This window comes from Kitasatospora sp. NPDC058115 (assembly GCF_042884635.1).
Classification (GTDB): domain Bacteria; phylum Actinomycetota; class Actinomycetes; order Streptomycetales; family Streptomycetaceae; genus Kitasatospora.
Map to the genome: position 1 here is coordinate 168816 of NZ_JBHVTL010000005.1, position 11538 is coordinate 180353.

The following is an 11538-nucleotide window of genomic DNA, read 5'->3' on the forward strand; positions in this document are numbered from 1 at the left end:
GGGAGTGGGGGGCGAGGCGGGACCGACGGGCGAGGCGGGGGCGACGGGCGAGGCGGCAACGGGGCGGGCGGGGGGAGTCATCGGGTCCTTCCGGCGGGAACGGGCGGGGCCTGCACGGGTCGTGGGGCGTGCGCCGCCTCGGCCAGCACCGAGCGGGCCAGCGGCGAGGCGAGCCGGACGTAGTCGGCCGAGCGGTCGGCCTTGCGCCCCCAGCGGGTGAGCAGATTGGCCTTTCCCGGCAGCGGCACGCCCGCCAGCAGTGCGCGCAGCCGTGGCGGGCATCCCTGCGCGGCGGCGCACTCGGCCAGGACGCGGCGCACCGCCTCCCAGAGCGCGCCCTCCGCCGACGGGTGCAGGTCGGCGAGGGCGGCGAGCAGTTCGGCGACGTGGTTGACCAGCAGGCAGTACACCACCCGGTCCCAGCCGCGCTCGGCGTCGTACGCCATCGGCCCGGCCACCTCGGGCGGCAGCGTCGCGAGCAGGGCCGCGTGCCGTTCGGGGACGAGCTTGGTCCCCTCCAGGTCGCGGAAGAGCACCTGGACCGGCCGCCCGGCGGCGTCCACACCGATCAGCACGTTCTGCAGGTGCGGCTCCAGCACCACGCCGTGGTCGAAGTAGGCGGCCAGCACCGGCGGGAGCAGCAGCCGCAGGTAGGCCGTCCACCAGTCGAGCGCCCGCGCCGGGTCCGCGGTGCCGGGCAGCAATTGGGAGATGTGCGCGGAGCTGGTCGGGTACTCGTCGGCGACGGCGGCGGCCAGCAGCGGCGTGACGCCGGGGCGCAGCGCGCCGCCGAGGCCCTCGCGGACGATCAGCCCGAACCCCTCGAAGAGCGCCAGGTCGGGCCGGCCGTCGGGGCCGGGCACGGCGAGGGTGCGGTACGCCGGTTCCCGCAGCACGGCCGCGTCCGGGAACCGTCCGGCGAGGTCGGCCAGGACCGGGGCGAGCAGCCGGGTGAGGGCGACGGCGCCGGTCAGCTCGTACGCCGCGTTCTTGCGCAGGCAGTTGGTGATCCGCACGTTGAGGCTGAACTTGAGGAACGCGCCCGCGCCGTACAGGGTCCGCACCGAGGCGGTGGCGGCGAACGGGGCGCCGGCGGGGCCGAGGTCGAGGACGTCCCCGCGTTCCAGGGCGCCCCGCAGCAGCGGGTGGTCGCCGACGAGCCGGTACTGCCAGGGGTGGGCGGGCAGCAGCCGGTAGCCGTCCGGGACGCCGCCCAGGCCGTCCAGCAGCGCGGTCGCGGCGGGGTCGACGGAGGACTCGGCGATCAGCTCCCGCCGCACGGCGAGGTGGCGCAGCGGGAAGGCGGCGCGGGCCTCGGGCGCGTAGTCGCGCCAGTCGCCGTGTTCGGCGGCGCGGGACTTGGGCGCGGGGTGGAAGCGGTGGCCGAACAGCAGGGCCTGCTCGGACTCCAGGTAGCGGTCGGGGCCGGGTGCCGGGCGTCCGGCCAGGGCGGTGGCGACGGCGGCGTGGCTGGAGGCGAGTTGGCCGAGGAACTCCTCGTTGACGGTGCCGGTGCGCAGTTCCAGCTCGCCCTGGACGTGCCGGGCGAGCTCGTCCCAGTCCAACGCGCGCCAGCCGTCGGGGTGTTCCTCCTCGACGGGGCCGGTGAAGCGGTGCGCGCCGAGCAGCGAGGTGCGGCGCAGGGCGATCCGGAGCAGGACGCCGCGCCGGGGCAGCCGGAGCAGCAGCCGTCCGTCGGTGACGGCGGTCTGGTGCTCGGGCGCGGACACCTCCCGCAGCAGGCAGTTGACCAGGGTGTGGGCCACCGCGTGCTCGGCGGTGGGAAGTCGGTGCGTCATGAGTGACTCCAACGCTGGCGGACGGGGGCGGTGAACGCGGTGGCCGCGAGGGCGGCCAGGAGTGCGGCGGCGGTGCCGGCCAGCACGGGGGCGGTGGCGCCGAACCGGCCGTTGACCAGCGCGGCGACGGCGCCGGCGGCCACGGCGCCGCCCTTGGAGACGAATTCGAGCGTGCCGAACATCCGCCCGGGTGGCCGGCCGCGGGCGGCCTCGGCGGCCAGCACCGCGAGGCTGACCAGGCCGAGGGTGAGTCCGGCGCCGAGCAGCAGCCGTACGGCGGCGAAGACGGCCAGCGAGCCGGCCACGGCGTGTCCGGCGAGGCCGAGTGCGACGAGGAGGAGGCCGAGGGCGAGGCCGGTGTGCGGGCGGTGCAGGAAGGCGGTGTGGGTGCGGGCGGCGAACACCAGGTAGCACAGGTGGGGCAGGGCGAACAGCACGCCGGTGGTGGTGCCGGAGACACCGGGGAGGCGCTGCTCGGCCAGCGCGATCAGGTAGGGGAAGGAGATGATGGTGGCGAAGACGAAGGCGAACTCGAAGGCGTAGAGCACCCGCAGGGGCGCCCGTGGCGGCTCATCGGCGACACCGGCGACACCGGAGGCCTCGGCGACCTCGGCGACCTCGGCGGTCCGGGCGGCCTCGGCGGTCTCGGCGGCGCCCGGGGCGTCGCGGGCCGGTGGCCGGCCCGGCTCCGGCAGCAGCAGCAGGAATCCGGCGGCGGTCAGCGGCAGGACGGCCATCAGCAGGTACTGCCGGTGCGGGTCGATCCACGGCGAGAGCGCGCCGACCAGGATCGGCGCCGCCACCAGCGCGGCCCGGGCGCTGCCCTGCATCAGGGTGAGCGCCCGGGAGAGCCGCGGGCCGTCGAGGGCGGCGGCGAGGTAGCCGTTGGTGGCGGCGAAGGTGCCGCCGAGGAAGCCCTGGAGGACCAGGGCGAGGGTGAACGCGGTCAGCGAGCCGGCCGCTCCGGCCAGCAGGAAGGAGACGGCGAGGCCGAGTTGGGCGCGCAGCAGCAGCCGCTTCCGGCCGAACCGGTCGGCGAGCCGCCCCCAGAGCGGCGCGCCGAGGGCGCTGAACACCGTCGGCACGATGTACAGGACGCCCGCCCAGGTGCCGTCCGGGTCGCCGAGGCCGGGCAGGATCGCGGTCAGGTACGGCGGCAGGCCGAGGGCGGCGAAGGAGGCGACGAAGTAGCAGGCGGCGACGGCGTTCACCTGGCGGCGGCCGAGTCCGCCGGGGGGAGCGGCGTCGGATCCGGAGGCCAGGGACGGCGCGTCGACCGTCACCTCCCGCTGCCCTTCGGAGAGGAACCGCTCTGCGCCAGTAGGTAGTTGGGGCCGTCGGTGTAGTGCTTGTTGATGTCGGTGGCGCCCGAGCGCCGCTTGCTGAGCAGGGTGCCGGCGGTGACCATCGCCTTGACCGGCAGCCGTTCGGCGTCGAGCAGGGCGGCGCGCAGCGGCCGGGCGGCCGGTCCGGTCCGCTCGACGGCCTCGGTGAGCCGCTTGCGCAACAGCGTCAGCAACTCGTCGAGTCCGGCCCGCCCGTGGGCGGCGAGGCCGAACGCGAGGGCGCCGGTGCACAGGTGGCCGGTGATCGTGGCGAACAGGTCGGTGAGCGGCCGGTCGTCGTCGGCGAAGGTCCGGGCGTCGTCGAACGCCTCGCGGACGGAGGTCAGTTCACCGAGGGACTCGGCGAGGCGGCCGGTGTGGACGCGCGGGCCGTCGTCGTCCTTGAAGAGCAGGCGGGGGTCGCCGTGTTCGTCGAGGACGAGGGAGGTGTTCTGCTGGTGGGACTCCAGGGCGACGCCGTACCCGAAGAGGGTGGTCTGCCAGTCGAGCAGCAGCTCCAGCAGGGCGTCGTAGAGGGCGACCACGTCGCCGCCGTAGAAGCGGGCGGCGAGGTGGTCGACCACCAGGCGCCCGCCCGCGCCGGGCGCCGGGGCGAGCAGGGCGGCGAGCGGGACGGTCACGGACCCCGGCGGCCCGGCCGGCTGGCGGCGCAGCAGCACGGCGAGCAGCTCGTGCCCGGCGTGCGCCCAGGTCTGCTCGTCGGCGTGCAGGATCCGTCCGGCGAAGCGCGGTTCGCGCGCCAGCACGGCCTCGACCAGCCGCTGTCCCGCGGCGCCGTCGCGCAGGGTGCCGGGCTTGATGGTGCGGCGGTTGAGCCGGCCGAGGGTGGCGGTGACGAGCGGGAGCTTGAGGTGGTGGACGGGGTCCTCGGCGACGGCGACGGTGCGCATCGACAGGGTGGGGACGACGGGGAGGTGCGGGCGTTCGGCGAGCACGGCGCGCTCGTCGAGGCCGGTGGCGCGCAGCGCCTCGTCCAGGGCCGGACCGACGGTGAGCGGGTGGACCGGCAGGGTCTCCCAGGCAGGGTCGCCGCCGGGCAGGTCGAGGCTCAGCCGGCCGGGGGTGGGCCACCAGGGCGGCAGGGGTCGCTCGCCGTGCCGGGTGAGCGTCCCGGCCGGCAGGGCGAGCCAGCGCAGCTCGAAGACCGGGTGGAACTCCGGTGCGTAGGAGCGCAGTTCTGGTTCTCCGAGGCCGGCGCGGCCGCGTGCGGTGGGGTAGACGGGATGGTCGAGAAAGGCGGCCAGCGCATCGTGGCCGAGCGTGGCGGAGGGGCCGCTCCAGTGGGCCGGGTCGGCGCCGTACAGGTCGGCGAGCGCGCTGTGGACCTCGTCGCGGACCCGGTCGTGCAGCTCCATGGTGGCGAGCGTCTGGCGGCACTCCTCGGCGAACGCGGCCCAGCCGGGCCGGTCCTCGGCGTCGGCGCGTTCGGCGAGGGCGGCGAGGACGGTGTCCAGGTCGCCGGTGGGGCGGCCGTCGAGGTCGACGAGCGGGAGCCGGGCGGCGTACTCGCTCTGGAAGCCGTCGGCGGCGACGGGGACGGCGATGCCGAGCCCGGCGGCCACCAGCCAGGCCCCGTCGGCCCGTTGCTCCACGGCGGCGCGGGTTCGCAGTCCGAGCACGTCCTCGCGCAGCAGCGCGGACAGCACCCGCAGCGCGAGGGCGTCGGCGGCGGAGCGGGCGGAGCGGGCGGAGCGGGCGGGGCGGCCCGCGGCCGTGACGGGGGAGCCGGTCGGGGCGGCGGGGGCGCTCACGGGGTGATCTCCCAGCGGTTGGCGGCCTGGAAGCCGGCCACGGCGGCGTCGACGGAGGCCTGATCGGGGCCGATGGCCCAGATCAGGCCCAGGTAGTCCCGGTTGGTGCGGTAGTGCTCGTGCCGTTCGCCGACGGCGCGCAGCGGCCGGTAGGCGAGCCGGACCCCGTCGGCCCGCTCCTCGGCCCGCGCGTCGTACGGTCCGGGCGCGGCGGTGAGGGTTCCGGCCCGGTCGGCGCAGACGGCCTCGTTGCTGGCCCGCACGGTGGTCGCGGCGCAGTGCTCGCCGAGGCCGGCGGGCAGTTCGCGGCCGAGGTGGACGGCCAGGATGTACTCGAAGAGCGGGATGTCCAGGACCTCGGCGAGCATGAGGTCGCACTGGTCGCCGATGGCGCGGTAGTTGACCTCGATGATCCGGGCCCGGCCGTCCGGCTGGACCACGAACTCGGTGTGGCAGGCGCCGAGTCCGACGCCGATCGCGTCCAGCTGGGCGAGCACCTGCGTGACCACGGCCGGCGGGTGCGCGGGGACGAACTCCAGGACCACCTCGATGAAGTCCGGGGGCGGGGAGAGCCTGGTGCGGAACCCGCCGAGGACGTGCCTGCGGCGGCCGTCGCCGAGCGTCTCCAGCGTGCACAGCGCGCCGTCCAGGAACTCCTCGACGACCAGCGCTCCGGCGCGCCTGGCCTGGATCTCCTTGGCGAGGCGCACCAGTTCCCCGGCGTCGGCGGCCAGCGTGACGTCCTCGCTGGCGACGCCCTCGCGCGGCTTGACCACGACCGGGAAGGGGAGGTCCGCCTCCCGCAGTGCGGACGGGTCCTGGTCCGGGGCGAGTTCGGCGGAGCGGACGGTGTCGAGCCCGGAGGCGGCCAGGTGGCGGCGCAGCAGGCCCTTGTTCTTGGCCCGCAGGGTGGCCCTCCAGTCCTTGCCCGGCAGCCCGAAGTACTCGGCGGTGAGGGCGGTCTGGGTCTGCAGGTGGTCGCTGTTGCTGAAGACGGCGAACGGCCGGCGGTCGTCCGGGGCGAGCCGGGAGACCAGCCCGACGACCTCGCGGAAGTCGTGCACCGCGCACTCCACCACCTCGGGCCGGTGGGGCAGTCGGGCGTAGGCGGCGCGGTGTGCGTCGGCCTGGTCGGTGAGCACGGTGACGTCGAGTCCGAGGCGGGCGGCGGCGGGCAGGAATCCGTCGGTCACCGAGTCGGTCGGATTGAGCGCGAGCAGGTAGAGACGCATGGCAGAGTGATCCTCTCCGCTGGGGCGGTGTGGGGGTGAGGATGGGGGTGGGCTCGGCTCCACCCCCCTGGCGTCCCCGGGGGGTGGAGCCGAGCCCACTCGGACGCTTCGCGCCCGCGACCTCGGTGACGTCGTCGGCCGGCGCCCGGGTGCCTCCGGGTGCCGGGCCGGCCCTGTCGGGGCGCGTTGACGTCACAGGCTTGTCGTGTTCATGAGCATAGGGCCGGTGGTCTGTACCAGGATGCTTGCGGGGGCGGATCCGGGCCTTCTTGGGCGTGCCGGTGCCCGCGCCCTTGACGAGGTCCAGGAGTGCGGCTTCCGCGGCCCGGACGCCGCGGCCGGACATCGGGGTTCCGCCCGGCGGGCGGGGGGCCTCGTCGGGCCCGGCGGCGTTCAGGCCCTGCCAGGTCAGGGTGGTCCGGACTTCGCTCCGCCCGGCCCCGGCCGGGCCGGCGGCCGCGGTGCCGAGGGCCCGCCCGCATCGCTCCGGTGGATCCGCCCGGCGCCGGCCCCCGGCATCGATCCGTCGACGCCCCGTGCGAACGCCGTCCGGGCATGCCGGCGCCGGCCGCCGGGGCGGCGGCCGATCTTCCGGTCGCGTACCGGGCCAGGTCGGTGCGGCCCGGCGCCTCGACGGTGGCCGCTCCGGGCAGGGCGCCGGCCGCCGGGCGCGGCGGCATGCTGCACCCCGTCAAGCCTTGGCGCGATTCGAGCGCGCCGCAGGCGCCGACGCGCGAATGCCCCGGGTGGCGCGCGGCGATCGCGGACTGTGTATAAGGTGAGGCTCACCTAATGCGATGCGGGAGTGTCGATGAGTTTCTCGGGTCAGCCGCCGGCTGTCAACAGGTTCGCCGAGACGCCCGCTGTCGCCGCGCCGGGCGCCGCCGTGTCCGCCGCGCCGCCTCCCGTGAACCCGCTGGACGCCGACTACCGGTGGCTGCTGGACCTCTGCCCGGTGCTCCGGGTGCGGCTGCTCGCGGCGGACGAACCCGCCCCCGCCCGGGCGCAGGGCTGGTACTCCGCCACCGAACTGGCCGGGGAGCCGGAGGCGCTGGCGCGGGCGCTGGCCGGCGAGGCCGCGCGGATCGCCCCGCTCGCCGCCGTGCACGGCACCGCCCCGCGCCCGCACGTGACCGCCTCCCGGCTGCTGCACCACTACCTCTGGTCGGTCTGCGTGCTGATCGCCGGGCCGTGGTGGCGGGCCCGGCGGGTGCCCTCGATCAACGGCGCCGACCTGTGGCTGCACGCTCCCACCGGTGACCTCGCGCTCCGTCCGGGCGCCTGTGTCACCCGCCCCGGCGAGGACGAGCTGCGGGCCGAACTGCGCGCCGCCGTCGTCGCCCACGTCGAACCGCTGGTCACCGCCTTCGCCGCGCCCACCCGGCGCGGCACCCGCGCGCTGTGGGGCATGGTCACCGACGACCTCGCCGCGGCGATCTGGTACCTCGGCAAGCAGCTCGACGCCCGCGCCCCGGCCCCCGGCACCGGCCGGGAGGCCGCCGCGGTCGAGGCCGCCGGCGCCGTCCTGCCCGGGCGCACCGACCCGCTCCCCGGGGCGGCCAGCTTCCGGCGGCTGCGCGGCGAGGACGGCCGCACCCACCACACCCGGACCCGCCTCGGCTGCTGCCTGTACTACGCCGTCGAACCCGCCCGGGCCTGCCTCACCTGTCCGCGCACCGGGGACGAGGAGCGGCTGCGCAGGCTCTGACGGGCCCTCCGGCCGGGCGGGGAGGCCGGGCGGGGAGGCCGGGCGTGCGCCGGGGAGGCCGGAGTGCGGCGGGGCCCGGCGGGTAGGCTCGGCGCCCGTGATCGACTCCACCACCCATGTCCGGGTCGCGCGCCCCAGCCGGGACCTCGCCGCGGCCGAGCGCTTCTACGCCGGCGGTCTCGGCCTCGCCGTCCTGTGGCGCGGCACCGCGCACGCCCCCGGCGAGCACGACCTGCTAATGGTCGGCCCCTCCGGCGGCGGCTGGCACTTCGAGCTCACCCGCGACCCGGACCACCCGGTCGAACCGTCGCCCACCGTCGACGACCTCTTCGTCGTCTACCTCGGCGCGCCCGCCGACGAGGCCCTGGTGCGCCGCCTGGAGGAGGCCGGGGGCACCCGGGTGCCCGCCCACAACCCGTACTGGGACGAGCACGGCGTCACGGTGGCCGACCCGGACGGCTACCGGCTGGTGCTCTGCGCCCGCACCTGGAGCTCCTGACCGCGCGCTCCCGGCCGGAGTGCTCCCGACCGCGCGCAGGGCCCTTGAGCAGCGCGCCGGCGCACCGCACGCACCATCACTGCGGTGCGTGCCGTTCGTGCCGCTCGCGCTGCTCACGGACCCCCGGGCGCCGGAGCCCGGTCGTACCTGACGGTGGGTCAGAGCAGGATGTCGGCCAGCCGCTTGAGGTCGTCGCGGACCGACTCCCGCTCCTCATCGGTGAGTTCTTCCGCGACGGCCCCGGCTCGCTGGGTGAACGCCTCGGCGCTCGCGCCGTCCGCGAGGCGGTGCGCCAGATCGGCGCGCAGGGCCAGGATGCGGAACAGCAGCACCGGCGCGGGCGGGCCGTCCGGCAGCGAGAGCGCGCGGTCCAGCACCCGGGCGGCCGCGGCCGGGTCCTCCTTGGAGTCGGCGAACAGGGCCGCGTGGTGCAGCGCCTTGGCGAACGGCTCCTCGGGGGACGGGCGGTGGCGCTGGTCGGCACGGATCGGCTGGCCGATCCGCAGGCAGTTGCCGCCGGGGTCGGTCACCAGGAACTGCCGTACGCCGTGCGAGGTGTCGCCGACCGGGCCGATCCGCGGCAGCCCGCGGGTCGGCACCCGCCCGTAGGCGGACCGCAGGCCCTCCTGGAACGCGGCGTGCAGGGCGTCCACGTCGTCCGTGCGCACCAGGCAGGTGCTGTAGGAGGCGCCGGGGTCGTACTGCTTCATGCCGAAGAAGTGCAGTTGGATGGCGCCGCGCTGGACGACGGCGTAGGGATTGGGGCTCTTCTGATGGAGGGTCACCTCGAAGCCGAGCGCGGTGTAGAACTCGAGCACTGGTGGGAGGGCCTGACAGGGCAGGATCGGGACCGTCGATTCGACCATGCCCGCTGACTTTACCCCTGGTTGACCGCGAATCGGACGCTTCCGGTCAGATGTCGACCCCGGGAACGCGGCGGCCGTGCGCGAGGAGCAGGAGTTCCTGGGCCGGCCGGGCGACGGTCCGGGGACCGCCCGCGTACGACCAGTCGAGATCGGTGGCGCGCAGGGCGGCACCGTCCAGGCGGGCCCCGAAGAACCGCAGGGTGCGCGGGGTGGTGCCGTCGAGCAGCATCCGCAGCCGCTCGGGCGGCACCCGGCGGCCGAGGCCGAGGGCGACGGTGATGTCCAGGCCGTGCACGACGTCGTGCCCCAGCGCGGCGGTGAGGCCGCCGACCGGCGGCATCCACGGATGGTCGGCGTTGTCCCGCATCGCGGAGGCGAGTTGGGCCCCGGTGAGCCCGGCGGCGTCGCGGCGGGCGAAGCGGTCGGTCATCCGGTGCAGGCTGCCGCGCGAGCGGACCAGCTCGACGGCGATCCGCGGGAGCCGGTGGCGGAAGCCCATGCTCAGGTGCGCGGCCACCTCGCGTGCTCGCCAACCCGCGCACAGCGAGGGCGAGTTCCACTGCTCGAAGGACAGCGTGTCCAGGACGTCGGCGAGTTCGCGGCGCTCGGCGGCGATCGCGGCGCGCAACTCGGCGGTGTGGTACGGGCGGGAGTCGTTCTGCATGATCACCAGGCTGCGGGACGAAGCGGCCAGAAGTCCAAGAGCTGGTTCTTCTGGTCCCTAGAATCACCGGTTATGGAGCTTCGGCAGTTGCAGTACCTGGTGGCGGTGGTCGAGGAGGGCGGATTCACCCGGGCGGCCGAGCGCCTGCACCTCGCGCAACCCGGGATCAGCGCGCAGATCCGACGGCTGGAGCGCGAGTTGGGCCAGCGACTGCTCGACCGCACCGGACGCACGGTCACCCCGACCGAGGCGGGGGAGGCCGTCCTGCCGTACGCCCGGGCGGCGCTCGCGGCCGTCGAGGGCGTGCGGCAGACCGCGCAGGCCCACGCCGGGCTGCTGACGGGACAGGTCGCGGTCGGCATGGTGGCGGGCGTCGCGGGCGGACCCGTGCCCGCCGGGACGCCCGATCTCGCCGCACTGCTCGCCGACTTCCACACCGAGCACCCCGGCGTGGAGATCTCGCTGCGCGAATCGACCTCGGAACGCATGCTCACCGCCGTGCGGCGCGGCGAACTCGACCTCGCGCTGGTCGGCCTGGAGACCGCCGGAGCGCCGCCCGGCCTCGCCCTCCACCTGGTCGTCGACCTGCCGCTGGTCGCCGCGATCGCCCCGGGCCACCCGCTCGCCGCCGACCCCGGACCGCTCCCGGTCGCGGCCCTCGCCGGCCACCCGCTGATCGGACTGCCGCCCGGCACCGGCCTGCGCGGCGCGCTCGAACAGGCCTGCGCCGAGGCGGGCGTCCGGCCGCGCGTCGCCTTCGAGGCCTCCACCCCGGCGCTGCTCGCCCGGCTCGCCGCCCGCGGCCTCGGCGTCGCCGTCCTGCCGCGGCCGGCCCCCGACGGCGCCCCCGGTCTGCGTCTGCGCCGGCTGACCGGCCCCGAACCGCGGGGCCGGGTCGCCCTGGTCTGGCCCGCCGCGGGCCCGGCCCGGCCCGCCGCCCGCGCCCTGCTCGCCCGGCTGCGGGCGGCCTTCGACGCGGCCGGGCCGCTCACGCCGTCAGACGCTTGACCATCACCCGCTCCGGTCCGCCGGAGCCGTGCGCGTCGACGAACCCGTGCCGCCGGTACAGCGCGACGGCGGCCGTGTTGCCCGGCAGCACCCCGAGCCGCAACCACGCGCTGCCCCGGCGCCGCGCCCACCCCTCGACGGCGCCCAGCAGCCCGTCCCCGACCCCGCGCCCCCGGGCCCGCGGCCCCACCCACACCGACCGCAGCTCGCTCACCGCGCCCGCGTCAGGACCGGCTCCCGGAACCCCGCCCGCGAGCCCGGCCGGCCGCCCGTCCGCGCCGACGGCCACCACGTGCAGGGCGTCCGTCCGCGCGAACCGGGCCCGCCACTCCTGCTCGCCCCCCGCGGACCAGTCCGCCGGGCGCGCCGTGAACGCGTACGGCGCGTCCGCCAGTGCCGCGAGCCGCGCGTCCCGCCACAGCGGCCAGTCGGCCGGATCGGCGGGCGTCAGGACGCGGAGCACGAACCCCGCGCCGCCGGTCCCCTGCGGCGTCCCGCGCATCCCGTGCCCGTCGATCTCCATCGCCCCCCGGCGGCGCACACGTCCGAGCCCCGGGCCGCCCCCGTGGTCGCGTTCCACCGCACCTCCCATTCTGCGGCGGCCGCCACGCTTCGCGGGAGGGCGGCGCGGCTTCGCGGTGGACGCCCGGGTGCGGGCGTCCGCC

10 protein-coding genes are annotated in these 11538 nt (G+C 76.6%); 3 read left to right on the forward strand and 7 right to left on the reverse strand.

All coding sequences use genetic code 11. The features are described from left to right. Positions 1-77: 77 nt before the first annotated feature. The 4 genes from ACFVVL_RS07260 to ACFVVL_RS07275 are packed head-to-tail and all read right to left on the reverse strand — an operon-like array spanning position 78 to position 6128. On the reverse strand, positions 78-1799 hold the full coding sequence (locus tag ACFVVL_RS07260; protein ID WP_387671973.1) for an IucA/IucC family protein: 1722 nt from the start codon (positions 1797-1799) through the stop codon (positions 78-80). Continuing rightward, positions 1796-3082 carry an MFS transporter gene (locus tag ACFVVL_RS07265; RefSeq protein WP_387671976.1) on the reverse strand — a complete coding sequence of 429 codons (1287 nt, stop codon included), beginning with the start codon at positions 3080-3082 and terminating at the stop codon, positions 1796-1798. The genes ACFVVL_RS07260 and ACFVVL_RS07265 overlap by 4 nt, the downstream gene beginning before the upstream one ends. Beyond that, on the reverse strand, positions 3079-4896 hold the full coding sequence (locus ACFVVL_RS07270; RefSeq protein WP_387671979.1) for an IucA/IucC family protein: 1818 nt from the start codon (positions 4894-4896) through the stop codon (positions 3079-3081). Before ACFVVL_RS07270 ends, ACFVVL_RS07265 begins: the two co-directional genes overlap by 4 nt. Then, complete coding sequence (locus ACFVVL_RS07275) at positions 4893-6128, reverse strand: acetyl-CoA carboxylase biotin carboxylase subunit family protein (protein ID WP_387671982.1); 1236 nt, start codon at positions 6126-6128, stop codon at positions 4893-4895. Before ACFVVL_RS07275 ends, ACFVVL_RS07270 begins: the two co-directional genes overlap by 4 nt. An 811-nt stretch (positions 6129-6939) precedes the next feature. Between ACFVVL_RS07275 and ACFVVL_RS07280 the strand changes: the two genes are divergently transcribed. Both ACFVVL_RS07280 and ACFVVL_RS07285 read left to right on the forward strand, forming a co-directional pair. After that, positions 6940-7836: a (2Fe-2S)-binding protein gene (locus tag ACFVVL_RS07280; protein ID WP_387671985.1), complete on the forward strand. Its 897-nt coding sequence runs from the start codon at positions 6940-6942 to the stop codon at positions 7834-7836. Positions 7837-7933: 97 nt separating this feature from the next. Then, positions 7934-8335, forward strand: coding sequence for a VOC family protein (locus ACFVVL_RS07285; RefSeq protein WP_387671987.1), 402 nt, complete (start codon positions 7934-7936; stop codon positions 8333-8335). A gap of 158 nt (positions 8336-8493) precedes the next feature. On the opposite strand, the gene ACFVVL_RS07290 is transcribed toward ACFVVL_RS07285, so the two are convergent. Further along, positions 8494-9201 (reverse strand): bleomycin resistance protein, encoded by a 708-nt coding sequence (locus ACFVVL_RS07290; RefSeq protein ID WP_387671990.1) that lies wholly within the window; start codon positions 9199-9201, stop codon positions 8494-8496. 46 nt (positions 9202-9247) lie between these two features. Then, positions 9248-9865 (reverse strand): maleylpyruvate isomerase family mycothiol-dependent enzyme, encoded by a 618-nt coding sequence (locus ACFVVL_RS07295; protein ID WP_387671993.1) that lies wholly within the window; start codon positions 9863-9865, stop codon positions 9248-9250. 72 nt (positions 9866-9937) lie between these two features. On the opposite strand from ACFVVL_RS07295, the gene ACFVVL_RS07300 reads away from it, so the two are divergent. After that, the gene (locus tag ACFVVL_RS07300; RefSeq protein WP_387671995.1) at positions 9938-10873 is read left to right on the forward strand and encodes a LysR family transcriptional regulator; all 936 of its coding nucleotides are present in this window, start codon (positions 9938-9940) and stop codon (positions 10871-10873) included. Here the strand turns inward: ACFVVL_RS07300 and ACFVVL_RS07305 are convergent. Beyond that, positions 10854-11375 carry a GNAT family N-acetyltransferase gene (locus ACFVVL_RS07305; protein ID WP_380294684.1) on the reverse strand — a complete coding sequence of 174 codons (522 nt, stop codon included), beginning with the start codon at positions 11373-11375 and terminating at the stop codon, positions 10854-10856. The two genes, ACFVVL_RS07300 and ACFVVL_RS07305, sit on opposite strands and share 20 nt — an antisense overlap. Between the last annotated feature and the right edge of the window lie 163 nt (positions 11376-11538).

Excerpts from the sequence above, each read along its gene's own strand:
- ACFVVL_RS07260 (WP_387671973.1), bottom strand. The coding sequence starts at position 1,799 with ATGACGCACCGACTTCCCACCGCCGAGCACGCGGTGGCCCACACCCTG.
- ACFVVL_RS07275 (WP_387671982.1), bottom strand. The coding sequence starts at position 6,128 with ATGCGTCTCTACCTGCTCGCGCTCAATCCGACCGACTCGGTGACCGAC.
- ACFVVL_RS07280 (WP_387671985.1), top strand. The coding sequence starts at position 6,940 with ATGAGTTTCTCGGGTCAGCCGCCGGCTGTCAACAGGTTCGCCGAGACG.
- ACFVVL_RS07290 (WP_387671990.1), bottom strand. The coding sequence starts at position 9,201 with ATGGTCGAATCGACGGTCCCGATCCTGCCCTGTCAGGCCCTCCCACCA.
- ACFVVL_RS07295 (WP_387671993.1), bottom strand. The coding sequence starts at position 9,865 with ATGCAGAACGACTCCCGCCCGTACCACACCGCCGAGTTGCGCGCCGCG.
- ACFVVL_RS07300 (WP_387671995.1), top strand. The coding sequence starts at position 9,938 with ATGGAGCTTCGGCAGTTGCAGTACCTGGTGGCGGTGGTCGAGGAGGGC.
- ACFVVL_RS07305 (WP_380294684.1), bottom strand. The coding sequence starts at position 11,375 with ATGCGCGGGACGCCGCAGGGGACCGGCGGCGCGGGGTTCGTGCTCCGC.